Raw genomic sequence first — 25,957 nt, 5'->3', positions numbered from 1 at the left:
GCAGGTTCCATTCATCTATCTTCATAGGACAAAAGCCTGCCGCATATTACTTAGACATGACATAATGGCGGGGTGTATGATGACACGTATCAGGAACATTCAGAAGCCTAATTTTCTTGTTATACTCGTTGATGAGCAGAGGTATCCCCCTGTATATGAGAACCGTGACATCAGAGAATGGCGTGCAAACAATCTCGTTACGCAGGAGCTGCTAAGAATGAACGGACTTGAGTTCAATCGGCATTATATCGGAAGTGCTGCCTGCTGTCCTAGTCGAGCGACATTATTTACTGGACATTATCCGTCCCTTCATGGTGTCAGTCAGACTAATGGAATCGCCAAGGAAGCCTCCGATCCGGATATGTTCTGGCTTAACAGAAACACGGTCCCAACAATGGGCCATTATTTCCGAGAGGCAGGCTACCAAACCTATTATAAAGGGAAATGGCATGTTTCCTACGAAGATATTATCATTCCTGGCACTCACAATGGCCTATTAAGCTATGATCCCATAACCGGCATACCCAATAAGCAAAAAGAAGATTTATATCTTCATGCCGATCCTTTAGATGACTTCGGATTCTCCAGTTGGATTGGACCGGAGCCGCACGGGAAAAATCCCCGAAATTCCGCTTCTTCAGCTGGAATTGGAGTCAGCGGCAGAGATGAGTTCTATGCTGCAGAAGTGGTTGAGCTTATCGAAGCACTGGATCACAAAAAACGCAACGACGGGCATCTAGAGCCTTGGCTGCTTGTTGCCTCCTTTGTGAACCCTCACGATATTGTGTTGTATGGAGCATTGACAGCCCATAATCCTATGTTTAATTTCGCAGTGGAACCGATGCCGCAGCCTGGCCCTCCGCCAACCATTCACGAGTCTTTACATACAAAACCCCAATGCCAGGCAAGCTATCGTGATGTATATCCACGGGCGTTGCAGCCCATATTCAACCAGCCTCATTACAGTAAGCTGTACTACCAGCTGCAAAAGAATGCCGATCAGCAAATGCTCAAGGTTTTCGAATCCCTTACCAAATCCTCATTTTATGACGAAACGATTGTGATATTCACTTCGGATCACGGAGATTTGCTTGGCTCTCACGGCTATCTTCATCAGAAATGGTATTGTGCTTACGAAGAATTTGTTCACGTGCCTTTGATCATTCATAACAAACAATTATTTGCCCAAGAAGAACATTTCGATAAACTGACAAGTCATCTAGATATCATTCCAACCATGCTTGGATTGGCCGACGTTGATTTGGAAGGCATTCAAAATAGATTGCGCCAAAAATTCAGCGAAGTTCACCCCTTTGTCGGGCGTGATCTGTCGTCCTGCCTGTTCGGCGTTGAGTGTGAACGTGTAGATGAACCGATTTACTTTATGACCGATGACGATGTGACGCGCGGTCCACATCAAGTAAATCCACTGGGTATCCCCTATACTTCCGTTATCCAGCCCAACCATATCGAAACCGTGATTGCCTGTATCACAAGAAATGATAAGCAGCAATTGTGGAAATTTTCCCGTTACTTTGACAACGATCAATTTTGGAGCCATCCCGGTATCCGGGATGAGTCTTTCATTCCTGTTGGGAGTGTCTATCCGCATCCCGAGGGTGGCTACCAGACTTACAGCATCTCTATCAAAACAGAACCAGTCGCAGATGAATACGAAATGTATAATTTATCCGAGGACCCTCTCGAAACTCGCAATCTCGCCCATATCACTTTTGCGACAGAGGAAACGAAATCTATTCAGGAGTTTATGACACAACTTCTGAATGAGCAGCGGAAACAAAAGCGACTGGTACCGAGTCAAACCAAGTCGTAATTGCAAACTATTTCTCTACTCCAACGCTCCATAAATGACGGCCCGCAGACGATTATGAATGTAAGGCTCCAGACTCGGCAGCATCTGCTGCATGTAAACGACAGATAATTGTTCCTTAGGATCGATTAACACCCAAGAACCAGCAAGACCTGCCCAGCCAAATTCACCGATCGAACCGTTAAGTCCGCCCTCTGCCGGGTCGATCAAGACTCGAACCCCCAAACCATAACCAAAGCCCTTCATCTGCAGCCAATTGAAATCTTTAAGCTGCTGGGGTCCCAAATGATTGGTTGCCATCAATTGTACGGTTTTCCGTCCAAGAATCCGCGCCCCATCCAATTCCCCGCCCCTTGCCAATGCCTGCGCAAATCGGCTGTAATCACCTATCGTTGACAGCAGCCCGCTTCCGCCGCTTTCGTGAATACATCCCTGCTGATAGGGGGTGTCTCGCTCCGTATTAGGGGTTAGCGTACCGTCTTCTGCCCGGTTATACATCATGCTGAGACGGTCTCTTTTGTCATCTGGAATCCGAAATGAAGTATCCTTCATCTGCAGCGGCTCGAAAATTTCCTTCTGTAGAAACTCTCCGAAAGAAACACCGGACCATACTTCAATCAAGGCAGCCAGCACATCGTGGCTTGTACCATACTTCCAATGGGTTCCCGGATCAAAAGCCAGAGGAACCGTCGCTAACGCTTTGGACAGCGCTCTCATATCCATCGTAGCAATGGCTTGTTCCATGATGGCGCGCGTTAGCCGTTCGGTTTCCGTACCATCCCCGCCGTAGGTAAGCCCCGAGGACATGGTGAACAAATCCTTGATCCGTATCGGTCCTGAAGCGGGAGATATCGATCTGATCCCGAAATCATTATAGCGGTGCACCGAGATATTTTTAAATTCCGGCAAGTAATCCTCCAGTGGATCATTTAACATATAGATTCCTTTTTCGTAAAGCATGAGAGCCGCGGCGCAGGTCAGCACTTTGGTCATCGAGTAAATTCGATAGATCGTATCTGAATCGAGCTTCTTGTTCTTGTCCAAATCTGCATAGCCAAAGCTTTCCTGATACAATACCTCTCCACTTCTGACAACTGTAATGGCGCAACCTGCAGGTCCTTTTTCCATAAAGCTCTTCAGCAAAGGCGTCAAGCGTTGTAAACGTTCCATTTCATTAGCCCCTTTCGAATTGGCATTCAATTAGTAGTGTAATTATTTCCCAGAATCTTTAGTAAATCCGCACTATTCTCACATCTGTTCACCAACTTGACAGCATCCGTAACTGGAAGCTTGTCCCCATCTATGGAGGCATAATAAGAAACCAATTTCGCACCGTTGGCAGCTAAAAATGAAGTGCCTGCAGCATCGCATTCTATAAGTGTTTTTCCCAATAAACTATGTGTAACATACGAGTAACTGTATAAACCATTAATGTCAACACCGGAGCGGATTAGATACTGGGCTGCATCAAATTTTTTATTTTGTATAGCGTAGACAATCGGTGTATATCCTCCTGCCTCTGAACCAAATCTGAGTTTGGGATCAGCACCATTCTCGAGCAAGGCTCTTACCAGTTCTGTCGTACCTTTTGCTAATGCAAATCCAAGAGGCGTTCCATTAAAACCATCAAAAGCAGATAAATTTATGTTCACGTTAGCTGCTTTAACTAACCGAGACACTTCCTCGACTTTAGGCAGAGAAAATAATTGTAAAGCAGCCATATCATAAGAGGTTGCATATTTTCTCATAAAGTTTGCAATATCCGTAAACCGTTTACGATCATCATTAGCATTCAAGTAGACTGCGACAATGTATGGGGTATACTCATTTTTTCGTAACAAAGGGTTCGCGCCGATCAGTATCAATTCTTTCACCATGGATAAATTACCAGACCGGATTGCCGTGATCAGCGGGGTAAGATCGCCAGCCGTAGCTGCAAAATCGGGCGATTGTCCGCATTGGGTAAACTTGTTAACAATATCCTTACGATCATTTCCAACAGCCATCAAAATGTTGTAGGCCACATTACGATCCGTTATGCTGTAGCCTTGATCTGTTAACTGGATACCTTTACAGACTGGTCTATCTAATGGATCTTCATAGGTGTAAGAGATGATTTTTACAAATTGAAAGGTATTGCTAGTAAAATTATATTCATACTGTGCCTCTCCAAAAAGTCCCGAGTGATAAATTGACTTATAATTCCTAATAAGCGAGCTTCCCGAAATATCTGCTCCGCTGAATGGATTCAAATCAATATCTTCCAACTTATGATCGGATATAGTTACCAGCAATCCAGAAGGCGCATTTTGATGAGTGAGCGATTTGGGGGTTATTGTGCTAAAATCTACGTGCTTCATTGACAGTTTCCCATCGATTCGAACAAGCGTAGATAGAAAAGAGTCCCCTCCAGAGCCGCCACTTATATTGTGCAGAAGCAATGCATGCTTCCCTTGTGACGTAAGCTGTACAAATGAACCATCTATACCATCAACAGCTTCTTCAAGCCTCTCACCGTTAGAGAGTGTTATGGAATAGTTACGTTTATAACCTTCAGTTCCATGAACAACCGCCACGGCATCAAATGTTTTACCATCAAGCGTGACTTTGTAATGGTTACCAGATGGATCTTCAGTTGTGCTTGGATTGAATGTGGCAGCAGATGTGATTCCAACATCCGCAGTTGTGCTTTGTGTATTGACTAGATTTGGAGTCTCCTTACCAATTTCGTTGCTATCAATCGGCTTCGCCTCACAAGCAGCAAGCAAAAATACAAATACGAAGGCTGCCACAAACCGTTTGACAGACTGACCTAACAACAGAAATCCCCCTCATTCACAGTATGCTACCAGCAATATCTGATCTATGTCTATTTTATTGATGCTGGAGTAGTTGCTTGCTCGAGTTCCGATAAAATATGGAAAGCCTCTATGTTGGATAACCCACACATATCTACGGAAGGTTGTAGACTGCTGCACACAGCCGGGCGTTCGGATGAACCGAATAATTTGCATGTATTTTGATCGGAAAGCTGTATACATCGGACTCCTGCCGGCTTTCCATTAGGCATTCCAGGGATTGAGGAAGAAATTGAAATGACTATGCAGCAGGCCGCACAACCCAATCGGCATTCCAAAAACCTAGCCCCCACTCTTTTCCATTTTTACTTATTATAACATATCGCAACCCATAGAGAACCCCACGATAAAGCCAACTATTATTTCTGAACAAGACCGTATGATAGACAAAAAGACCCTCATTCCATATCCTCTCTTCTCTCGAAACTGGTTATTCGATGCCGAAAAGATCATGGAGTTGAGGGCCTTTTTATGCTGATGCTTGAATACTGGGCGTGAAATTCATACAATCGTCAAGTCTATTAATTTTATTCTCTAGTCGCAGCAGCAGTTCATCCAGTTGAGCCATTTGGTTACATAGCTTCGTATGTTCTACTTTCATTGTCTGAATCATCAAAGCTTCTTGTTCATTGTTGAGTTTCATCTCTGTCAAGGTGCTCGTGTTGGTTATCATATGTCCTCCTCCTCGAAATGAACCACATATATATAGTTCTCCTTTAATGGTCTGTTTAAGTGGGCTCTCATGTAATTAATCCTTTTATCCAAATTTGATGTCTCCACATTATAGCTCTGCACGGGTTGTCCTTTCAAATGTAGCAAGCCTGCTGCTTGGACTCAAACCCAAAAAGACGGCAACCGAGGTTTCCTTGTAAAAGGAGCCTGGTTACCGCCTAAGGAATACTTGATCGTGCTAACTTTTACTGATGGTTAACTGGTCAAATAGTTCTCGATTGAAGCTCCCGCTTTCTTTTCCTCAAGCCAGCTCGAAGCTTTATCTGAAACCTTTTGCTTCAACAACGTCGTATGAATTTCTTCCTTCTTCTCATCCAAGGTTGGTGTAGTTGCCTGTTTATGATCGGTCACTTTAATAATGTGATAGCCGTTTGTTGTCTGAACAACGTCACTGATGGCTCCGGTCTCAAGCTTGAAAGCTGCTGCTTCAAATGGTTCCTCCATCTCGCCTTTAGCAAAGTAATTCAAATCTCCGCCTTTGCTTTTGGTCGCTGTGTCCAGTGATTTATCCTGAGCGATGGTGCCAAAGTCCTCACCATTCTTCAATTGCTGCTCAATGGCATCGGCCTCTTCTTTAGTGGCAACCAGGATATGCGAAGCTTTCACTTGCTCCGGTGTTTTTAATGTTTCCAGATTGGCTGTGTAGTATTGATTAATTTCATCATCGGTAACTGTTATTTCTGGCTCCAAAATCTTTTCAATCAGCAGCTCTGTTTGTATACTTTGCTTTAGCTGATCGGATGTCATTCCGTAAGTGACCAACGCCTGATTAAATTCGTCTTCAGAAGCAAATTGTCCTTTGGTTGATTCAAGTGCGCTGTCGATATCCGTCTGCTGCACCTGAACACCTGCCTTTTGAGCTTCCTGCTGAATCAATTCCTGATCGATTAAATTTTGCAGCGTTTTTTCGCCACTCGAAGCCAACACTGCATTATACAGCTGTTCCTTGGCTATGGAAACTCCATTTACTTTTGCAACCGATTCTTGCCCTTTACTTACCGGAGGATATAGAAGCATATAGGTGACAAGGACGATTAACAATAATAAAGTTGAGGTGATCCATTTATAGTTCGTTTTTTTGGTTATCATAGTGAACTTCCTTTCTCTGGTTGAGTTTCTTCTTAGATGAGGTTATATATGACGATCAATAAGGTGATCATTATGAGAGAACGCAGTGGTAGCGAGTATTGGGAACTATAGGCTCTTAACATGAATACACCTCCTTGATGGATGCTTATCTCCGTTACGCTATGAATTATAAATCGTCCACCTGAATAGGAGCTGACCGTTAACTGAATGATTCCTGAATACAGAATAAACCAATCTTCCAAACTGGAGACATAACAAAAAGCACCGCAAAGGATAATAGTTCTCCTTTAACGATGCTTTATACGTCTGCCGCGGCCGACGATGATTCCTTAAGTTATAACCAACAACTGAAGTCTCTTTACGCAGCGCGCTCTTTCCTTGGCCTTCTTACGAGACCGAGATAAGCAAGTAAAGCAATTACACTCGTAGAGAGGATAATTACGCCCAAGGGAACGGCCGTATGCTCACCTGCGATTCCGACAAGAGGGGAAACCACCGCACCCAAGATAAAGGGAATTAACCCAAGCAGTGCCGCCGCGCTGCCCGCGACATGGCTTTGATGCTCCATGGCCAATGAAAATGATGCTGTTGCCGTCATCCCGATCGAAGCTACAAAGAAAAAAAGTGGGATAACAAGTGCCCATAACGGACCATGAACAAGGGCTGCAAGTAATACGGCCGCGCTGGAGCATCCCGCTAACAGCAGTCCTGTCAGCAGGAAGCTGCGTTCTGAGACCCTGTGGGTCAGCCTGCCCACGATTTGAGAGCCGATGATTAAACTGATGCCATTCGAGCCGAATAAAATCGCAAACAGCTGCGGTGACGCCCCATAAATATTTTGGTAAATAAATGGCGTCCCTGAGACATAAGCAAATACTCCGGCTATCATAATACCTTGTGCGAGCGCGTAGCCGGCGAACTGAGGGTCTTTTAACAGCGATTTAAAATTTCTTAATACTTGCATAAAGTTACTGGGAACACGCTGCTCCACAGGTAAGGTTTCATCCAGCTTCCAGGTAGTCATGATGCTCAAGAAAATGCCGATTAAGCCCAATACAACAAATACGCCAACCCATGTTGTAAAGGAAATGATGCCACTTCCTACCACAGGTGCAACGAGCGGAGCCAAATTGCTTACCAGCATGAGCAAGGAAAAAAACTTTGTTAACTCATGGCCGTTATAGACGTCGCGAACAATGGCTCTCGAAATAACGATACCTGCAGATGCAGCAAAGCCTTGAAGAAACCGGACGACGATAAAAAATTCAATGTTCGGTGCGAGGGCACAGGTGAACGAAGCTGCCAAATATAAGATCATACAAATCAGCAGCGGCTTGCGTCTTCCATGTACATCGCTTAAAGTTCCCATCACCAATTGTCCCAGACCGAGTCCTAACAGACATGCCGTTAAGCTAAGCTGCACCAGTGAAGCTGTTGTACCGAATTGTGCTACGATTTCAGGAAATGAAGGTAAATACATATCTATGGTAAAAGGCCCCAGAGCTGAAAATGTACCCAATAGTAATGCAAAACGCAGTTGATTTCGTTTCTTTTTCTCTATATTCATCGTATGATTCTCCTTGTTATCCACCCTAAGTTTATTGCAGATTGCTATTGGTTACGCCAGCTTCACAGTCGCTCCGGCTGCAATCTCTACCGACTCACCATCTACACCAACCCATATGGATAATGCCGTTGGGTTATGTACAATCGTGCCCGATACCGAAAAGCGGAGCTGCCTTGACGCTGTCATGTAAGCCACAATCTCCGCATTCGTTGCATTCCAGATGTCCGGCTGATTTCCGATGAGCTGACCGAACTGCTCCATCCTTTCCCAGTTATTATCATTCTCGAATTCATAGCTGTGACCCCACACATACAGTAGTGACTGCCTAGAATATTTGGGCTGATGCGCGAGAAACTTCTCACCATACTCCAGCATCGACTTGTGATGGCAGGTCGGCGACCAGAGCAGCCAATTATCCGGCATCATAAATTCGCCATGACTCTGAACCGTACGCGCATATTCAATGCCTAATGAAGGAAGCATAGTAACAACCTGATCACTCCAGGTGCCAAACGGGTATGACATGCCCCGAACCGGATAACCTACCAGCTCTTCGAGCGCCTGACGGTCTTCTACAAGCTCCATTACGATTCGCTCCGGTGGAATCAGTTCCAGATGCGGATGATTCACGGTATGAGCCGATACTTCATGCCCTGCAAACAGCGCTGCCGTTTCTTCCGCTGTAATATACGAGTCCTGACCGAGCTTGCCCGAATTCAAATGAAACGTTCCTTTGAGGCCATGGCGGTTCATAATGTCCACCAGCCTGCGATCATGGATTCGCCCATCATCATAGCTTAACGTGACCGCCTTCATTGTGCCGCCTGGAAAGCGGTCGAAACGAACTTTCATCATAACATCCCTCTTCACTTGTGGTATCGAATAGCTGAATGATCATGTCTATCCTACCTTATCAATTCAGGGATGACAATATGAGACGAATGGTTTATATGTAAACGTGGAAGGGACCCAACGAAATTTCCCAGTAAAAAAAGAGAGGCTTATGCCCCTCCTCTTATGATTGATTAACGAACAGCTGTTTGCAAATGCTCACTCTCGGCAGCTTCCAGGAAACGTTCGCAATCCAGTGCCGCCATGCAGCCGGTTCCTGCCGCGCTGATCGCTTGGCGATAACGATGATCCTGAACGTCTCCGCAGGCGAATACGCCAGGGATATTCGTTTCAGTTGTACCTGGATTAACCAGCAGGTAACCTTGCTCATCGGTTTGCAGCTGATTATCTAGAAATTTGGTGTTAGGCGTATGACCGATAGCGATAAAGATGCCATCTGTTTCAATAACCTCTTCCTCATTCGTGCTATTGTTCTTAACTTTTAAGCCGGTAACACCTCGATCATTAGTAAGTACCTCAAGCGGGGTTTTGTTCAAGCCCCAGCTGATTTTCGGATTTTGGCGTGCTCGGTCCTGCATAATTTTGGATGCGCGAAGCTCACTGCGGCGATTGACCACAACTACCTCGGATGCAAAGCGAGTTAAAAAGTTGGCTTCTTCCATAGCTGAATCACCGCCGCCGACTACGATAATCTTTTTGTTGCGGAAAAAGAATCCGTCACAAGTTGCGCAGGTGCTTACACCGCGGCCAACATTTTCTCTTTCACCCTCAATGCCCAAATATTTGGCTGAAGCGCCTGTGGAGACGATGATCGTCTCCGCCACAATATCTTCCCGGCCTTCAATGGAAATGCGAAATGGGCGGTTGGAAAAATCAATTTTGTTAACCCAGCCTGTCTGAAACTCAGCACCGAATCGTTCCGCTTGCTTACGCATATTGTCCATCAACTCGGGTCCCATAATCCCATCGGGAAACCCGGGGAAATTCTCGACCTCTGTTGTCGTGGTTAGTTGACCACCCGGCTCTGGACCTTCAATAATCAATGGCTCCAGATTAGCTCTGGCCAAATAAATAGCTGCTGTTAGTCCTGCTGGACCTGTTCCTATAATGACTGATTTATATACGGATGTACTCATGGTAAGCTCCCCTTTATTTTACGATTATGTTTGGATTGGGTTGTTCTTCGATATGTCTATATTACCAGAATCCAAATCCTGCCTCATGAAGGTATCGTGAAATTCGCATGAAGATCCGATGAAATAAGGGGAAAGATGAAGATGGCCTTTTTAAAATATCGAAAAAAGCACCCGCTTTCCCTTATTAAAGGAGTTAACGGATGCTTGTGAAATATTGGATAAAATTAGCTTAATACGTAGCCGCCATCAGGGAACAGCGTGCTTCCTGTCGTATATCGGTTCGTCATCAAGTAAATAACAGCATGTGCGACTTCTTCAACACTCCCTACCCGCTTCAGCAGGCACATGCCTTGATAAGCCTCGTACGCTTCTGTCCGTTCTTTCTCAGTTCGGATCGTACCTGGAGAAACCACGTTGACCCGAACAGGAGCCAGTTCAACAGCCAACGCTTTACCCAGACTCTCGATGGCTCCATTACAAGCGGCATAAGAAGCTGCGCCAGGTATAGGTCTTTGGCTCGCCGCTCCCGACATCAGCACGATAGATCCATTCTGTGAAATATGGGGAACTGCATATTTGGCAGCAAAATATTGCGGCCAGAACTTAGCTTTGAAGCAGCTTTCGGCTACATCCGTAGTTGCTGTTATTGGACCGAGCACGTAAGATGCCCCAGGCGTAAACAGATGCTCAAACTGACCAATCTCCTGAAAAAATGCCTTGATCGAATCTTCACTCTGATTATCCATTTGCCGGATCTCCAGTAATTCACTATTTATGGTTGCTTTAGCTTTCTTCAGTTTGTCCAAGGAGCGCCCAGCGATGATTACACGAGCTCCTTGTAGAACCGCCTCCTGAGCTGTGGCTAATCCAATACCAGTGCTTCCACCTATAATCACTACACGTTGATTTTCAAGATTCATGCTGGCCTCTCCTTCTATTCCTCATATGAGCGTAATTGCGCTATCTCTGTACATTCAAATATAACAAAAATAGATCGCGCTTCATATAGAAGGCAAACCAAATGAGAAGGCCACTATTTGGGCATCGGCACAACATTAATGGGGATACACATTTTGGTGCTCGATTCCGCACGGTCCCCCATCGGGATTAGCCTCCAGCTCCACCATCGTTCCGTCCTGCCGGAACAAAGGGTGGTAGTGGCTGCTAATGCTGGTTGCCGACTGATTCGCATAATGGCATATAAAAGCTCTGCGGAAGCGATCCTTCGTTTTGTTCCGGTATGAACCATGAATCAGATTTCCATTAAAAAACAGTACATCGCCTCTGTCCATAAGCACTGGAATGGCTTTCTGATCCTTGGGCGGCTTCACATAATGAGTTGTGAACGATTCGTTCTCGTCGGCCAGATCCGGACATACAATCTCGTGCTGGTTCGTCTTCGGTACAATCAGCAGGCCACCATTATCCTCATCCGCTGCATCAATGGCGGTCCAGGCCGCAATACAGTTTCCGGGATCGACTTTTAAATAAAAGTTATCCTGATGCAAAGCCTGCCCACGCGATCCAGGCGGCTTATAATAAAACATGCTCTGAGCGGCGAGCGGCTCCTCCTCATATAAGTCGGTCAGAACCTCCAGTACCGGCTGATGCAGCATATATCTTTTAGCTGTCTCGTTAAATCGGTGGGGGTGCATAACCCGTGGATATCGTTTCAGCGGATCTGTTGAACCCTCATTCAGATCGGGTTCAAAAAAACCGGAAATCGTTTGATAGCTGATCTCTTCAAAGGTGCTGTCGATCTCTGCCAGCTGGTTCGGTCCAAATAATCCTTTTACGACGAGATACCCTTCCGTTTCAAAATGATGCTTCTGCTCCTGTGTTAATCTGTGCAATTGTCGATCCATTGCCTTTCCTCCTATAAGCTGTATTTGTATAAGCTTATCGTAAGCGAATTACACTCCAGCGAACAGTAACAATGATGCTATATATTCATATAATCCTGCTATATAAGTAGCGAAATGAATGGATTTGTTATATGCTGTTAATCAGAAATTAATCCTCTATCATAAGCCAAACTGTTTCTATATCTCAATCGAAAGCAGGGTATCCATGGAATCTGGACCAATGAGCAAATATAAAAGCTATACCTACGATACGGTTATCGCCGGACATTTTCAGGAAACCGAAACCTACTTCATCAACAGGCCGAATGGCAGGAATGATTGGTTAATCACATTCACGCTGGAGGGTGAAGGCTATTTTAAAGTGCCGGGACATGAGTTAAACTGCCAATTCGGAGATGTGACCTTGCTCAAGCCGGGTATCCCTCATCAATACGGCACACGACGCGGATATACATGGCAATTTGTATGGGCCCACTTTCCCTCCAGTCTTATTGAAACGAGCCTGCTGCCCAACGATAATTTGATTATGCAGTCCATAGAAAATGAGTCAGCCCGACAACGCATCCGCCATGCCTTCACCAGAGTGATTTCGGATTCCAGAGAGCGTGGGGAATATTGGAATGAATTGTGCTGCAATGCACTTCGTGAGATTATTATGCTGCTGGCTCAAAAGAAAAGCCACGTTATGGATGCCCGGATCGAAGAAACGCTCTCTCTGCTTTCTCAGCGGATGAGGGAGCACATTCGAATAGACGACTTGGCCCATGCGGTAGGGTTATCAGCTTCACGATTGTCCCACCTCTTCAAAACAATTACAGGACAAAGCATTGTCGATACATTGAACAGAATGCGTGTTCAGCAGGCTGCGCTATTGTTTGAGCATACCGAGCGCAGCGCATCCCAGATTTGCTTCGACGTCGGGTTTCAGAACTACAACCATTTTACAAATCAATTTCGCAAATGGTATGGCGTCAATCCGAGTTCATATATGAAGCACAAACGATCGGCACCTTCACTGCTTGGGGACAACTAATTTGCATGTTCTGCTGCTTGTCCAAGCGGATTCATTAAGCTGCGGCCAGATTCCAAATAGAGAATAAAATCATAGGAATTAATTTGATCAACGGCCAAGAGCAGCTTGGTCTGTTCCTGCACCTTCAGGTTGAAAATAAATTGAATGGTAGGTCTCCCCTCCGAATCGCTGGTCTCCTTATCCGAGATCATTTTGACATTGATAATTTGAATACCGTGCTCTCCGAATTTAGACGCTATGTGACCAAGAACCCCAGGGCAATCCAACGCCCTGATGGACACTTCACTGCTTCTTCGATTTCTAAGCAGATGCTTCTCCCACTTGTTTAACAGGAAGAGGCTAACCAATACCATTAACGTGGCATAAAAAGCTGCGTACAGGAAGCCAGCTCCCACACACAATCCGATTGCAGCAACTACCCAAACGGAAGCAGCCGTTGTCAGACCGCTAATGACTGGGCCATTACGAAGAATGGCACCTGCCCCCAAAAAGCCGACTCCACTAATGACCTGAGCAGCAAGACGGGCAGGATCCATTCTTACATTGGCTTCGTTCACAAATTGGCTGAATCCATAGATCGACAGCAGCATAATCGTAGCCGCACCTAGACAAACCAAGATGTGGGTACGGAAGCCCGCAGCATGGTTATTCCATTCCCGCTCCATGCCAACCAGCCCTCCCAAAACAGCGGCAAGGACCATTCGGAGAAGCAGCTCCCCGTGTGAGATATACCATATTTGTGAAATGTTGTTCACGAATTGCACTTCCTTTTATATGACCGGAATTTATTAATAAATCGTTATTGATGAATATACATCACTTTAACGGAAAACTCGCTGCGATCCCGTATCATCTGCAAGGCATCACCAATTCCTTCTATGGGCACACGATGCGTTATTAAAGGATCCAGTCGAAGCTTTCCCGAGGCAATAAAGTTCAGCACCAGCTGCCACTCGTTAACCGGCAAATTCGCATAATACGAATTCCAGGTACCGATAACCGTAAGATTATTACGAAGAATCTCCCAATAGCCCTTTTGCGTCAGCTTCATATCACCAGCTGGATTGCCCATAAGTATAACTTTGCCGAAGGGACGTGTCGTATGCATCGCATTCTCAAAGGAAATCGTGCTGCCTGCGCCCTCGATCGTTACGTCTGCACCACGCCCGTCCGTTTGTTCATGTACCCAGGCTACTGTGTCAGTGACGGCAGCGTTACACGTATTCGTAATGCCAAGCCCTTGCGCGAATGCCAGCCTCGCTTCATCGATATCGACGAGCAGTATACGGCCTGCCCCCCAAATCTGAGCCCATAGGGCGAGCATCATACCAATCGGGCCCGCTCCATAAATGAGCACCGTATCACCAATGTCCACACTGGCTTGTCGGAGCGCATGCAAGGCTACAGCTGCTGGCTCTACCATTGCCGCTTCTTCATAGGACACACCTTCGGGCATTAACAGCAGGTTCCATAAGGGTACTGTGATATATTCAGCAAAAGCCCCATCGCATCGCGAGCCCATATAATTGTAATTGTCGCATAACGCAAACTGGCCAATCTCGCATGCGCTGCAGCTCCGGCAGGGCATTAATGGAAACACCGCGGCACCGCGGCCGACTAGCGACTCATCCCCACCTTCGCCTACTTCTACGATCTCACCGGAAAATTCATGTCCAGGTATCGTCGGAAACGAGTAAGTTCCCTTCGAGTAGACTCGGGGAATATCGGAGCCGCAAATGCCGCACGCACGCACCTTCAGAAGAACCTCCCCTGAACCCGCATGCGGTTTCGTTCTATTTTCTAACCGAATGTCTCCGATAGCGTACAAAGGCCAAGCTTTCATCTTCATCTTTCCTTTCTGACTAACTACCGAATGCCACCCATTTGCTGGCGAACATGCATAGCTGCTTGTGGATCGTTGCAGGTTAGCAAAGTAACACCGCATCCCAGCGCATAATAAACCTGTTGCTCATTATCCGTACTCCAGCACCCAACAAGAAGACCCATTTCCTGAAACTCTTTAACTAATGCAGGAGTTAACAATTTTAAACTGATACCTATTGACCACATTTTAGAGTAGGTACCATCTTTGCCTGTAACGAAGTTTGACATAAGCTCTTCAGGAAAGCCTTGTGTCTTTAAGCTATACGTATCGTAGATATAAGTAATGATCTCTGCATCAAAACAAGTAAATATGCTACGAGATAAATATCCGTATTTTTCCAACATACCGATAGCTAGATTGGCAATTTCCTTGGCATGACTGCTTGGTTTAATTTCTACATTTAGCAGAGTATCGGGATATGAGGCCAACAGCTGGCACAGCTCTTCAAAGGTTGGTATCTTGAGCCCTTCAAATGGTTTACCGAACCATCCTCCCGCATCCAGTTGTTGAAGCTCCGCCATCGTATAGTCACTCACTTTGCCCGAGCCATTGGTTGTGCGATCCAGTGTTTCATCGTGGATAACCATGATGACCTTATCCTTGGAGAAACGCAGATCAAACTCAAGCACATCTACCCCCATCTCCAGTGACTTCTGGAAAGCAAGAAGTGTGTTCTCTGGATAGGAGGATTTGTATCCTCGATGTCCAACAATTTGAATTGACGAATTATTTTCCAGACGTTCTAACATATAGGCTGCATCCCTCTCTTGAATAATCATCCTCATGAATCAAAGAAAGCAGAAAACCGAATGTGGATTCCAACATCGGTCTGTCTGCTTTCCTGAAAGGCCTTGTGGGTTCTAAAAAACTGGGCTTACTATTTCATCAGTTTTTCGGCTGAATTTTTGAATGTGGTCAATGTGGTTTGAATATCCTTGTTGTCATACATGATCGCCTGCATAGCCGAGCGGAACTCCTGTACCACCGGTGTCCAAGCCAAATGCTTATTCGTGTCCGTTGCATATTGAAGCTGATCGTAAGCGACCTTTCGGTTCGGTTCTTTTGCATACAGCTCTTTAATTTCTTTGGACTCTACCATTTTCTTCGTGAAAGGCAGGTAACCGGTATCGATTACAAACTGCTGTCCACCCTTAGGATCCGTCATCAACCAGTTTATAAATTCCCAAGCAGCCGCTTTGCTTTTGGATGAGGCCAGCATGGTAACGTTTGCTCCCCCGGTTGGTGTGGCAAACACATCATTTTTAGGCAGGAAGGCGGTCACATAATCGAATTTCACATTTTGCGCAAACCCTCCAATACTTCCTGTTGACTGCAGCAGCAATCCGACTTTACCTTCCATAAACATCTGGTTGGCGATATTACCGGAATCCTGAGTCGGCGGATAAAACAAGGCTCCCGTATTCTGAAGGTCCTTCAGGTAACTGAACACTTTAAGCCCTACTCCGTTATCATAAAACCCGATCGAGGTACCCTGTTCATTAAAAAATCTTCCTTTGGACTGGGTCATCATCGCAATGAGATACCAATCATCAAACGGCATGGATAGACCTTGACGTTTGTAAGCGCCATTTTCTTTAATGACTAGCGCATTGGCTACCGTTTTCATTTCGTCCCAGGTTGTCGGCACCTTGAGCCCTTTCTCATCCAGCATCGTCTTGTTAACATGCATGATCGGAGTGGAACGGTTTAATGGCAGTGTTACCAACTTTTTATTGAAGGTAGAATGGCCCATAAGACCGGGAACAAAATCATCAACGCTTAATCCGGATTTCTTTAAATACGGTGTAAGGTCTTCCAAAACGTCTGCATCTGCAAACAACTGTACAAAAGAACGCTCCAGCATGCTTACATCAGGTGCCGTATTCGCTGCAGCTGCCTGCTGAAGCTTGGTAACTACTTCTTCATAACCTCCCTGGAAAGTCCCAACAACCTCGATATCGGGATGGGATTCGTTAAAACGTTTAATGAGTGCATCTGTATATTCACCGTTTTTCCCTCCCATGGAATGCCAATATTGAATCGTGGTCTTGCCCGTCTTTGCCGGTGCTGCAGCGGTTCCAGTAGCTCCACCCGTTTCCGTTGCTTGAGGTGATGAGCTGCAGCCTGCAAGTGCACCAAGCAGCATAGTTGATGCCATAATCATTGACATATTTTTTTTCATTTTTTTCTTCCTCCCTTTTTTTAACTATTATTCGGAAGGGATTATACGATTACTTAATCCCTGAATAAACAAATGCCTTGACAATCTGTTTGGAACAAATCAGGTAAACGAGCAGAATAGGGACCACCAGGACAACGTTACCCGCCATAATAATATGCCAGTTACTGATCCCTTCCGTTTCTCGAAGCATGGCGATTCCGAGCGTCAACGGACGAACCGGGGACGAATCCGTCATCACGAGCGGCCAGAAATAATCATTCCAATGACTCACAAAGCTGAATAGTGCAATTGTTGCCAATGCTGGCATGGACATCGGTGTCATGATTTTCCAAATAATCTTGAGTTCGCTGGCATTGTCCAATTTGGCCGATTCAATAATTTCTTCTGGAATTTGCATAAAATATTGGCGTAAAAGGAAAATGCCAAATGCGTTGGACATGAAAGGAATAATTTGCGGCAATAAGGTTTTGATCATTCCCCAATCAGCCAGCATCAGATAGACCGGGATGAAGGTGACTTGACCAGGAATCATGAAGGCCAGGAGTACCATAGCAAACAAAAATTGTTTTCCTGGAAAAGAATATTTGGCAAAAGCATAAGCAGCCGGGATCATCACAGCAAATTGCAACACAATGACGGAAAGCGTCACAACGATCGAGTTTTTGGCATAGGTCATGAAAGGACCCGAGCTCATGGCAGTCACAAAATTATTCCACTGAGGTACTGCCGGAATCATGGTAGGAGGTATCGTCAAGGTTTCCTGAAAGGTCTGCAGCGACGTGGAGATCATCCACAAAAATGGAAAAACAAAAATCATAAGAACTGCTATTTTAAGTACGGTACTTAATGTCGTCCATAGGTGCTTGAGTTCAAATGGCATGAAGGGTCGAACTCCCTTTCTCTTTTATTGATAATGAACCTTTTTAGAAAGCAAACTGAAGTAGATAAACGTAAGAATTCCAATAATAGCCATCAAAACAACACCCGTTGCCGAGGAGAAGCCAATATTCGTCGTTCTAAAGCCATAAATGTAATAAACCAATGTACTGGTTGCGTTGTTAGGGCCTCCACCTGTCATGATTCGGACCGTATCAAACACCTTAAAGGAACCAATCGTCATAATGATTAAGATGAAAAACAGCTGCGGTGAAATTAAGGGTAACGTTATTTTGTAAAACACCTTAAACTTTTTCGCATTATCCAATTCGGCTGCTTCATAGATGCTTGGCGGTATGCTTTGGAGAGCAGCTACTATAATCAAGGTATAATAACCTACGCTGTGCCAAACAGATACAATAATTACGGATATCAATGCCGTTTTAGAGCTCTGCAGCCATTGAGAGGGCGGTAGACCCAGAGCCTTTAAAACAAAGTTGAGAAAACCCAGGTTAGGCTCCATAAGCCACAGCCACACGAGTGCAATAGACACAATGGAGATGATATGCGGCGTGAATAAGCCAGCCTGCACAATACTATTGAACTTGCTGCTTTTGCTAAGCCACAATGCAATAAGCAGAGATATAACCATCGTCAACACAACAGCGCCAACGGTGTAAACAACCGTATTCCCCAGCGATTTGTAAAAATCTTCACGCATAAAAACCTCTTTGTAATTGTCTAATCCAATGAATGTGCTTTTGGCTTTATTCATTAGGTTATATTTAAAAAGACTTAAATAAATCAAATAAAGCATCGGGTAAATGACGAAGGTAAAAATGCCTATCATGGCGGGTAACACCATGAGATAAGAACGGATCCACTTCCATAATAATTTTTTATCCATACCATCAACCTCTCAATGCTTCTATGTATTCATGGAAGCGTCCATCTTCCTCGCCAATACGGTTTCCATCTGCCCCAAAGAAGAATATTTTGTTGGCTGCGACTTCCAAATATACCTCTTGGTCCACGGTGAAATGATCCTCAATGCATTTAATCATGTAAGAGCTGTTTTTGTATTTTACTTGATAGACCGTTTCAGATCCGAGCATTTCCCTGGTGGCAATGACTCCACGGATGGAAAAGTGCTGTCCCCCAGGTTCTTTAGATAAAACAGCACTTTCCGGGCGAAAGCCGAACCTGATGTCCTCTACACCCAAGTCGTCAATATTCATGGGCGGAACTCCGATGAACTCCGCAGCAAACCTGTTGCTCGGCTTGCGGTACATAATATCCGGTGGTGCTTCCTGTTGAATAAGCCCTTTATTCATCAATACGATCGTATCGGCCATAGACATTGCTTCTACCTGATCATGAGTCACATACACAAAAGTAGTGCCAAGCTTCTTATGCAGCTCAATGAGTTCAATGCGCATCTGCACCCTGAGTTTGGCGTCCAGATTGGACAACGGCTCATCCATCAGGAACACCGATGGCTGCTTGACCATGGCCCGGGCCAGCGCGACACGCTGACGTTGACCGCCAGATAATGTTGACGGCTTGCGATCCAGATATTCGGACAACCCTACCGTAGCGCTGATCGATTCCACCAAACGAGTCCGCTCTTCTTTGGGCACCTTATTATTTTTCAAGCCGAATTCAATGTTCTCCCTCACCGACATCGTAGGGTAGATCGCATAGTTTTGGAACACCATGGCAACTCCTCTTTGACCAGGTGCAATCTTTGTTACATCCTTGCCATTAATAAGCACCGATCCGGATGTCTGGGGGTCAATTCCGGCAATCATTCTTAGAAGTGTCGTTTTCCCGCAGCCAGACGGACCTACCAGAACGGTAAATTTGCCATCTTCAATTTTCAAGTCCAGGTCTTTAATAACATCGTGCTTATCAAATGATTTCGTAACCTTCACAAACTCTATAGATGCCAATTGGACCCCTCCTTATATGAGTAAAATCTTTAAACGTCATTACTTTTCTACGTGATCATTGTCAGGATAAATCATAACCTTAATACTTGTATCCTTGCGGGTTCTTGCTACATCTATAGCCTCCTGAACATCATGAAGAGCAAACTTGTGGGTAATGGACTGACGCAGGTCAATATCACTATTCTTGAGCGCTTGTATAGCTGCCGGGTACGTGTTGGCATACCGGAACACACCATACACATCTAATTCTGAATCAATTAACAGGTTCATATCCATAGGAATTTGATCCACTGTCGGCAAGCCAATATATACAATGCGCCCCCCGCGATTAACCAATCGGATCGTATCGGAGATCGCTTGACTATTGCCTGACGATTCGATGATGACATCGATGCCATCACCCCCAGTGAGTAGGGAAAGCTGCTCAGAGATGTTGTCCTGCAATGGATTGATTACAGCTGCTGCACCAAGCTTAAGTGCCATTTCGCGTCGGAACGGCACAACGTCGGAAGCAATGATCTCGGTAACACCGAACAGTTTCGCTGCTTGAATGGCCAGTAAGCCAATTGGACCTAATCCGAGTATCAGCATACGATCGGATGGCCCCACCTTCCCCCTTCTCATCGCATGAAAGCCAACAGATAGCGGTTCCAAAAGAGCTCCTTCTTCATAACTCATGTCCTCTGGCAGCTTGAACAAAAAATCACTTCGAATGGCAACGTATTCAGACCAAGCCCCGTCCACAGGAGGTGTAGCCATGAAAACAACCTCTGGACATAGATTGTACCGCCCTGACTTGCAAAAATTGCAGCGGCCGCACGTAACGCCCGGTTCAACAGCTACCCGATCACCTACAGTGACATTGGTCACCTGATCACCGACCTGAATAACTTCACCTGCAAGCTCATGACCTAAAATAATCGGGCTTTCCACGACATATCTTCCAATCTTTCCATGCTCATAATAATGAATATCTGAGCCACAAACACCAATACAATGAACCTTTATTAATGCATCATTCGGACCTGGAACAGGTCTTTGTACTGTTTTAAGCGCTATGGACAACGGTTTTTCCAAAACTGCGGCTCTCATCATACCATTACTCATGTTCCTACTCCTTTTTCGAATGACTCAGGTAATGTCGCAGATTTCTTGAAGCGCAAAATTCATTGACTTCGTCCATCGTTGGTATACCGTCCTGAGCGTCTAATTTTGTCACCTTTAAAGCGCTTACAATCGTTGCAAACCTCGCAGCGCTGCCCAAGGCTTCACCGTCAGCAATCGCACAAGCCAACGCACCTGCAAATGCATCTCCCGCTGCCACGGTATCAACAGGATGAACCTTAATGGCCTCCACATACTCCCACAGCCCTTTTGTATATACAAGAGATCCCATCTCAGCCATTTTGATAATGGATCTTGTCACGCCTGCCCTTTGTTCCAAAAACCTTGCCGCTGCAAGTGCGGATTGGATGTCTATCACGTCAATACCCGTTATATATTTGGCTTCCTGTCGATTTGGAATGATGATATCTGCAAATTTCAAAAGATTCAAATGAATACCCTCTGCAGGTGCAGGATCCAAAATAACGGTCACCCCGTACTCGCGGGCTTTAGCCATTGCAGAAATCGCAGTTTCTTCAGGAATTTCCAATTGTACAAGCAGCACCTTGCTCTTTTTAATCAGTTCACTGCAGCTCTCTACGTCTCCAGCATCTAATTCTCCATTGGCGCCTCTGACAACAAGCATTGTATTCTCTGCGGACTCATCAACGGTTACGAGCACTGTCCCGGTACGCCTGGATACAGACCTTTTAATAAAGCTTACATTCACATGGTTTCCGTGCATAGTTTCAATCAAGCGGTCACCGAACGGGTCTTTTCCAACGCACCCTACGATTACGGCCTCTTTCCCCAATTTGGCACAGGCCGTTGCTTGATTGGCTCCTTTTCCACCAGGAGAAAACCGGATTTCATTCCCGAATATCGTGTCTCCGTGATCAGGATAATGATCGGTTAGAGCTACAATATCCATATTGATGCTTCCCACTACAGTAATCGTCACCTCACACTTCCTTTCCCTATAGATCTGAACGGCTATTTATGGCAATACTCCCTCAAATCCGCGACCGCTTGCTCCAATCTCACACCCCGCATGAATAAACTTGATGTTCCGCACACGAGCATGTCAGCACCCTTTTCCATAACCTGCGGAATCGCAGCTAAGCTGATATTTCCATCAACCTGAATCGATATATCCATATTGGAGGCATTAATTTTTTGTCTCAAATCGGCGATTTTCCCAAGCGTACTTGGAATAAATTTCTGGCCTGCAAATCCCGGATTAACGGTCATTAAACAAACATAATCTACAGTATCCATCACATAATCCAAAATACAGAGGGGAGTTGACGGGTTAAGGGCTATGCCCGCTTGGAGATTTCGATCCCGAATGGATTGAAGCACTCTTTGCAAATGGATTTTGGACTCTGCATGAACTGAGATCATATTGGCCCCCGCATCTGCAAACATGTCTATAAATCGTTCCGGTTCCTCAACCATCAGATGCACATCAAACGGTTTGCTTGTATGCGGACGCAGTGTCTTCAGCATATCGGGTCCCATGCTAAAATTAGGAACAAAGCTTCCATCCATAATATCAAAATGAAAAAAATCAACATTCCCCTGATTCAAGATTTGCACAGATTCTATTAAACGACCCAAATCTGCACACATTAATGAGGGTCCTATCATCGCCATCGCCCACACCCCATTTTGTCTGTTTCAAAGCACATAACTATTCATTCCAACAAATTATTCTTCGAAATCAACTCAATAGGAAGATTATATACTATATATTATTTGTTTTCAACATATATTTTACCAAAAAAGAAACCAATCACAGATTGGTTTCTTTTTTATACAGAATTATAGGAAGGAGGCGATGTTCAGCTGACTACTACGACATTGATGTCACTTGAATCCATTTCTTGCAAGGCTTCTACTGGCATATGATTGTCGGTTACAAGCATGCTTACTTCCTCCAGTCCTATTAATCGGACTAAGGATTTTCTTTGAAACTTACTGCTGTCCGCTAATAAAATCAGCTGGTCCGAAATGGAGGCGATGCTTTTTTTTAATTGTACATGTGCTTCATAGGGCTCGCTGATCCCTCTTTGCAAATCAAAGCCCTGACAAGAGAAAAAGAACTTGTCCACATGGTATCCTTCCAGCATTTTTTCGGCTGGAGTACCGGTATTGCCTAACGAATGCCTATCCAGATAACCACCAATCAAAAATATTTGGATATTTGTTTTTTTGATCAGCTCGTAAGCTATGGGAATCGAGTAGGTGATGACAGTAATCTCTTTGTTTGGAAAGTATTTGGCCATTTGCAGGCAGGTCGTACTGGCATCAAGGGCTATCACTTCCCCGTCCTTAACCAAGGATGCCGCGTACTCGCCTATGGATCTTTTTTCTTCCGCTTGCACCAATTCCCGCTGCAGTACAGGGAGCTCCGGGCCTTCTTTACGGTTAAGCACAGCGCCGCCATGTGTTCGAAGCAGTGATCCTTCATTCTCAAGCCGTTCCAGATCCCGGCGTATCGTTTCCTCCGTAACTCCGAATCTTTTGCTCATATCAGATACGCGGACTACACCCAATTCTTCCAGCAGATTCACAATTTCTTTTTTTCGATCATTACCCGCTAAGGTCTCCACTCTCCTGGATGTATTGTTTTCCACATTTACCACCTTACCCTATGCTTATTATTGTCATATCTCATCAAATAATCTTTACTTTGTTAGTTTTCATGTCCGTTTTACAGACTCCATTGTTAATCATTTTACTTCATCTTTGAATGAAGGGCAATGCCGCAGCAATTGAAATAAATTAATGTTTAGTAAATTTGGACATATGTCCACATGCAAACAATTGATTGGACATCTTTTGTGGTTTGAAGTAGAATGAAAATGCTTACAAGTTAGGAATTGAAAACCAAATTTGTTAGGAGGCCAAAATGGATATTTCATGTGTACGAACAAAACGATCGAAGGTAAATGAAATGTCAAAGAAGCAGCGTTTTATTGGTAAAAGGCTATCGCAGGTGCTTACGATTTTTCTTGCAGTAATGATGTTGTCGTTTCCTCTATTACCAATCGGAGAAGGTATTGCACAAGCTTCAGTTCCAGATAAGTTCGATTTATCAGACGCCGCAGAACCCTTGTTTACAAGCAAGGCACTGACGGACAACACGGTACAGCAATCCTTTGCGTTCGATAATACGAATAATTGTATTTACGTGGTGCAGGTTACAGCTGGAGGACAACAATTAGGAACGGAAACCCGAACCTACACGGCTGCAGAGAGAGCCCTTAATGGGGATTTAACGGTTACGAAGCTCAGTACGACTGGAACCGTATTGGGGAAAATGTATTTGATGGGGTTTGGACACGGGCTTTCGATCGGGGCGGAGCCAGTTGGTACGACTACCTATTTGTGGACCGATGTCGATGCTTTCCAGGATGATTCAACCGATGCAAATAGCTATGGCACTCAGTTAGCCAGATTCGCATTTGTGAATAATCAGGTATTGGTCCATACCGATTCATCGATTACTAAATACTCGCCAGTGGCGGGTGCTGATCGGACGACAGTCAATGTCGATATGGCTAACGGCCTGTTGACCGTGCGTTACCGCACAGGCGTTGTCGGAAGCCGCTCGTTCCATTACAGCGTTTATGACCTGGCCAAATTCAAGACGGGTACCTTTACACCGCTCGCTACAGTAGATCAACCGTCGACTTTAGGTTCCTTTAAAGGCTTTGTATCTTACGGCAGCAATCTATATGTACTGGATGGGAATGCCTACAATTCGTCCACCAATCCTACCGGTAACACGTATATAACGACGGTGGATTTTAATTCAGGCGCTCAGGTGGATCGGTCATTGACGAATGCAGGCAGCTCACTTCTATTCAGAGAGCCGCATGGCATGTCGATTCAGACTGTAGGTTCAGCTGTCCGATTATCCTTCGGTTTTGCATCCTATAAGTCATCGACGGATACCGGCAAGAATGCGAATATTTTTTACAAGGATGCTTTCGTATCGAAAATGTTCGATTTATCCGATCCAGCGGAGCCCCTGCTTACAGGTAAAGCGCTGGCAGACCCTACGCTGCAGCAAGGCTTTGCAATAGATAATACGAATGACCATATTTACATGGTACAGGTTACAAATGCAGGTCAACAATTAGGGACGGAAACCCGGACCTACAGCAGTGCGGAGAGAGCGCTCAAAGGAGATTTAACCGTTACGAAGCTCAGCTCAACCGGTACCATACTCGGAAAAATGTATTTGATAGGTTTTGGACACGGGGTTTCCATTGGTGTGGAGCCTGTCGGTACAACCGCCTATTTGTGGACGGAGGTGGATGCTGTTAACGATGGATCAGATGGAAATGGTTATGGCACTCAATTAGCCAGATTCCCTTTTGTGAATAATCAGGTTCTGGTCAATACGGACTCATCTATTACCAAGTACGCCCCGATAGTGGGAGCAGACCGGACAACTGTCAATATCGATATGACGAACGGTCTGCTGACGATGCGCTACCGAACAGGTGTTGTGGGAAGCCGTGCTTTCCATTATAGTACGTTTAATCTGGCCCAGCTTAAAGGAGGTACCTTTACACCGCTCGCAACCGTGGATCAACCGACAGGATTAGGCACTTTTCAGGGGTTTGTCTCTTATGGAAGCTATCTTTATTTACTGGATGGAACTGCCTACGATACAGCCACGAACCCTACCGGCAACACCTATATTACGACAGTGAACTTAAATACAGGTTTACAGGTGGATCGACAATTGACGAATGCAGGAAGCTCCTTGCTATTCAGAGAACCGGAGGGCATGTCCATCCAGGTTGTCGGCACAACCGTTCGGTTATGCTTCGGATTTGGTTCGTATCGATCGTCGACGGATACAAAAAAGCACGCCAACATCTTTTACAAAGATGCTCTTGTAACAGGAACCTGATTCATACCTGACTTACACATAAAAACGGAACCGCAAGCAAAAGCTTGTTGTTCCGTTTTTTC

Annotated in this window: 24 protein-coding genes; 3 read left to right on the top strand and 21 right to left on the bottom strand. The window is 45.1% G+C overall.

Features of this window, described 5'->3' with window-relative positions; genetic code table 11:
* Positions 1-76 precede the first annotated feature (76 nt).
* On the top strand, positions 77-1,834 hold the full coding sequence (locus OB236_RS20485) for a sulfatase-like hydrolase/transferase (protein ID WP_408638498.1): 1,758 nt from the start codon (positions 77-79) through the stop codon (positions 1,832-1,834).
* Between the two features lie 15 nt (positions 1,835-1,849).
* Here the strand turns inward: OB236_RS20485 and OB236_RS20480 are convergent, their stop codons facing one another.
* The 10 genes from OB236_RS20480 to OB236_RS20435 form a co-directional block, all read right to left on the bottom strand.
* Complete coding sequence (locus tag OB236_RS20480) at positions 1,850-3,001, bottom strand: serine hydrolase domain-containing protein (RefSeq protein ID WP_262685664.1); 1,152 nt, start codon at positions 2,999-3,001, stop codon at positions 1,850-1,852.
* 26 nt (positions 3,002-3,027) lie between these two features.
* On the bottom strand, positions 3,028-4,650 hold the full coding sequence (locus tag OB236_RS20475) for an ankyrin repeat domain-containing protein (RefSeq protein ID WP_262685663.1): 1,623 nt from the start codon (positions 4,648-4,650) through the stop codon (positions 3,028-3,030).
* A 50-nt stretch (positions 4,651-4,700) separates the two neighbouring features.
* The gene (locus OB236_RS39940) at positions 4,701-4,982 is read right to left on the bottom strand and encodes a YkgJ family cysteine cluster protein (RefSeq protein ID WP_332843758.1); all 282 of its coding nucleotides are present in this window, start codon (positions 4,980-4,982) and stop codon (positions 4,701-4,703) included.
* A 176-nt stretch (positions 4,983-5,158) separates the two neighbouring features.
* On the bottom strand, positions 5,159-5,362 hold the full coding sequence (locus tag OB236_RS20465) for a hypothetical protein (RefSeq protein WP_076228970.1): 204 nt from the start codon (positions 5,360-5,362) through the stop codon (positions 5,159-5,161).
* A 254-nt stretch (positions 5,363-5,616) separates the two neighbouring features.
* Positions 5,617-6,510 carry a peptidylprolyl isomerase gene (locus OB236_RS20460; RefSeq protein WP_262685661.1) on the bottom strand — a complete coding sequence of 298 codons (894 nt, stop codon included), beginning with the start codon at positions 6,508-6,510 and terminating at the stop codon, positions 5,617-5,619.
* Between the two features lie 358 nt (positions 6,511-6,868).
* Complete coding sequence (locus OB236_RS20455; RefSeq protein ID WP_262685660.1) at positions 6,869-8,077, bottom strand: multidrug effflux MFS transporter; 1,209 nt, start codon at positions 8,075-8,077, stop codon at positions 6,869-6,871.
* Positions 8,078-8,128: 51 nt separating this feature from the next.
* Complete coding sequence (locus OB236_RS20450) at positions 8,129-8,929, bottom strand: polysaccharide deacetylase family protein (RefSeq protein ID WP_408638505.1); 801 nt, start codon at positions 8,927-8,929, stop codon at positions 8,129-8,131.
* A 173-nt stretch (positions 8,930-9,102) separates the two neighbouring features.
* Positions 9,103-10,065: a thioredoxin-disulfide reductase gene (trxB, locus tag OB236_RS20445; RefSeq protein ID WP_262685658.1), complete on the bottom strand. Its 963-nt coding sequence runs from the start codon at positions 10,063-10,065 to the stop codon at positions 9,103-9,105.
* A 224-nt stretch (positions 10,066-10,289) separates the two neighbouring features.
* The gene (locus OB236_RS20440) at positions 10,290-10,985 is read right to left on the bottom strand and encodes an SDR family oxidoreductase (protein ID WP_262685657.1); all 696 of its coding nucleotides are present in this window, start codon (positions 10,983-10,985) and stop codon (positions 10,290-10,292) included.
* Between the two features lie 135 nt (positions 10,986-11,120).
* A complete protein-coding gene (locus OB236_RS20435; RefSeq protein ID WP_262685656.1) occupies positions 11,121-11,930 on the bottom strand; it encodes a phytanoyl-CoA dioxygenase family protein in 810 nt (269 codons plus the stop codon).
* Between the two features lie 220 nt (positions 11,931-12,150).
* On the opposite strand from OB236_RS20435, the gene OB236_RS20430 reads away from it, so the two are divergent.
* The gene (locus tag OB236_RS20430; RefSeq protein WP_262685655.1) at positions 12,151-12,963 is read left to right on the top strand and encodes a helix-turn-helix domain-containing protein; all 813 of its coding nucleotides are present in this window, start codon (positions 12,151-12,153) and stop codon (positions 12,961-12,963) included.
* Here the strand turns inward: OB236_RS20430 and OB236_RS20425 are convergent.
* The 11 genes from OB236_RS20425 to OB236_RS20375 form a co-directional block, all read right to left on the bottom strand.
* Positions 12,960-13,664, bottom strand: a complete 705-nt coding sequence (locus OB236_RS20425) for an MgtC/SapB family protein (RefSeq protein ID WP_262685922.1) — start codon at positions 13,662-13,664, stop codon at positions 12,960-12,962. The genes OB236_RS20430 and OB236_RS20425 overlap by 4 nt on opposite strands.
* Before the next feature lie 98 nt (positions 13,665-13,762).
* On the bottom strand, positions 13,763-14,806 hold the full coding sequence (locus OB236_RS20420; RefSeq protein WP_262685654.1) for a galactitol-1-phosphate 5-dehydrogenase: 1,044 nt from the start codon (positions 14,804-14,806) through the stop codon (positions 13,763-13,765).
* Positions 14,807-14,829: 23 nt separating this feature from the next.
* Complete coding sequence (locus OB236_RS20415) at positions 14,830-15,597, bottom strand: glycerophosphodiester phosphodiesterase family protein (RefSeq protein WP_262685653.1); 768 nt, start codon at positions 15,595-15,597, stop codon at positions 14,830-14,832.
* A 128-nt stretch (positions 15,598-15,725) separates the two neighbouring features.
* A complete protein-coding gene (locus OB236_RS20410; protein ID WP_262685652.1) occupies positions 15,726-17,030 on the bottom strand; it encodes an ABC transporter substrate-binding protein in 1,305 nt (434 codons plus the stop codon).
* A gap of 49 nt (positions 17,031-17,079) precedes the next feature.
* Positions 17,080-17,910: a carbohydrate ABC transporter permease gene (locus tag OB236_RS20405; RefSeq protein ID WP_076228960.1), complete on the bottom strand. Its 831-nt coding sequence runs from the start codon at positions 17,908-17,910 to the stop codon at positions 17,080-17,082.
* A 24-nt stretch (positions 17,911-17,934) separates the two neighbouring features.
* The gene (locus OB236_RS20400; RefSeq protein ID WP_076228959.1) at positions 17,935-18,813 is read right to left on the bottom strand and encodes a carbohydrate ABC transporter permease; all 879 of its coding nucleotides are present in this window, start codon (positions 18,811-18,813) and stop codon (positions 17,935-17,937) included.
* Between the two features lie 4 nt (positions 18,814-18,817).
* On the bottom strand, positions 18,818-19,858 hold the full coding sequence (locus OB236_RS20395) for an ABC transporter ATP-binding protein (RefSeq protein ID WP_262685651.1): 1,041 nt from the start codon (positions 19,856-19,858) through the stop codon (positions 18,818-18,820).
* 39 nt (positions 19,859-19,897) lie between these two features.
* A complete protein-coding gene (locus OB236_RS20390) occupies positions 19,898-20,965 on the bottom strand; it encodes an NAD(P)-dependent alcohol dehydrogenase (protein WP_262685650.1) in 1,068 nt (355 codons plus the stop codon).
* Between the two features lie 4 nt (positions 20,966-20,969).
* Complete coding sequence (rbsK, locus tag OB236_RS20385; protein WP_262685649.1) at positions 20,970-21,923, bottom strand: ribokinase; 954 nt, start codon at positions 21,921-21,923, stop codon at positions 20,970-20,972.
* A 32-nt stretch (positions 21,924-21,955) separates the two neighbouring features.
* Positions 21,956-22,618, bottom strand: a complete 663-nt coding sequence (gene rpe, locus OB236_RS20380) for a ribulose-phosphate 3-epimerase (protein WP_076228957.1) — start codon at positions 22,616-22,618, stop codon at positions 21,956-21,958.
* A 188-nt stretch (positions 22,619-22,806) separates the two neighbouring features.
* A complete protein-coding gene (locus OB236_RS20375) occupies positions 22,807-23,601 on the bottom strand; it encodes a DeoR/GlpR family DNA-binding transcription regulator (RefSeq protein ID WP_262685648.1) in 795 nt (264 codons plus the stop codon).
* Positions 23,602-23,876: 275 nt separating this feature from the next.
* Here OB236_RS20375 and OB236_RS20370 point away from each other — a divergent pair, with 275 nt between their 5' ends.
* On the top strand, positions 23,877-25,895 hold the full coding sequence (locus OB236_RS20370) for a phage baseplate protein (protein WP_262685647.1): 2,019 nt from the start codon (positions 23,877-23,879) through the stop codon (positions 25,893-25,895).
* Positions 25,896-25,957: the final 62 nt, after the last annotated feature.

Source organism: Paenibacillus baimaensis (genome assembly GCF_025567575.1).
This window is presented reverse-complemented; position numbering and strand designations above follow the sequence as displayed.

Excerpts from the sequence above, each read along its gene's own strand:
- OB236_RS20485 (WP_408638498.1), top strand. The coding sequence starts at position 77 with ATGATGACACGTATCAGGAACATTCAGAAGCCTAATTTTCTTGTTATA.
- OB236_RS20480 (WP_262685664.1), bottom strand. The coding sequence starts at position 3,001 with ATGGAACGTTTACAACGCTTGACGCCTTTGCTGAAGAGCTTTATGGAA.
- OB236_RS20465 (WP_076228970.1), bottom strand. The coding sequence starts at position 5,362 with ATGATAACCAACACGAGCACCTTGACAGAGATGAAACTCAACAATGAA.
- OB236_RS20460 (WP_262685661.1), bottom strand. The coding sequence starts at position 6,510 with ATGATAACCAAAAAAACGAACTATAAATGGATCACCTCAACTTTATTA.
- OB236_RS20455 (WP_262685660.1), bottom strand. The coding sequence starts at position 8,077 with ATGAATATAGAGAAAAAGAAACGAAATCAACTGCGTTTTGCATTACTA.
- OB236_RS20450 (WP_408638505.1), bottom strand. The coding sequence starts at position 8,929 with ATGAAAGTTCGTTTCGACCGCTTTCCAGGCGGCACAATGAAGGCGGTC.
- trxB (WP_262685658.1), bottom strand. The coding sequence starts at position 10,065 with ATGAGTACATCCGTATATAAATCAGTCATTATAGGAACAGGTCCAGCA.
- OB236_RS20440 (WP_262685657.1), bottom strand. The coding sequence starts at position 10,985 with ATGAATCTTGAAAATCAACGTGTAGTGATTATAGGTGGAAGCACTGGT.
- OB236_RS20435 (WP_262685656.1), bottom strand. The coding sequence starts at position 11,930 with ATGGATCGACAATTGCACAGATTAACACAGGAGCAGAAGCATCATTTT.
- OB236_RS20430 (WP_262685655.1), top strand. The coding sequence starts at position 12,151 with ATGAGCAAATATAAAAGCTATACCTACGATACGGTTATCGCCGGACAT.
- OB236_RS20425 (WP_262685922.1), bottom strand. The coding sequence starts at position 13,664 with ATGGTCCTTGCCGCTGTTTTGGGAGGGCTGGTTGGCATGGAGCGGGAA.
- OB236_RS20420 (WP_262685654.1), bottom strand. The coding sequence starts at position 14,806 with ATGAAAGCTTGGCCTTTGTACGCTATCGGAGACATTCGGTTAGAAAAT.
- OB236_RS20415 (WP_262685653.1), bottom strand. The coding sequence starts at position 15,597 with ATGTTAGAACGTCTGGAAAATAATTCGTCAATTCAAATTGTTGGACAT.
- OB236_RS20410 (WP_262685652.1), bottom strand. The coding sequence starts at position 17,030 with ATGAAAAAAAATATGTCAATGATTATGGCATCAACTATGCTGCTTGGT.
- OB236_RS20405 (WP_076228960.1), bottom strand. The coding sequence starts at position 17,910 with ATGCCATTTGAACTCAAGCACCTATGGACGACATTAAGTACCGTACTT.
- OB236_RS20400 (WP_076228959.1), bottom strand. The coding sequence starts at position 18,813 with ATGGATAAAAAATTATTATGGAAGTGGATCCGTTCTTATCTCATGGTG.
- OB236_RS20390 (WP_262685650.1), bottom strand. The coding sequence starts at position 20,965 with ATGAGTAATGGTATGATGAGAGCCGCAGTTTTGGAAAAACCGTTGTCC.
- rpe (WP_076228957.1), bottom strand. The coding sequence starts at position 22,618 with ATGGCGATGATAGGACCCTCATTAATGTGTGCAGATTTGGGTCGTTTA.
- OB236_RS20370 (WP_262685647.1), top strand. The coding sequence starts at position 23,877 with ATGGATATTTCATGTGTACGAACAAAACGATCGAAGGTAAATGAAATG.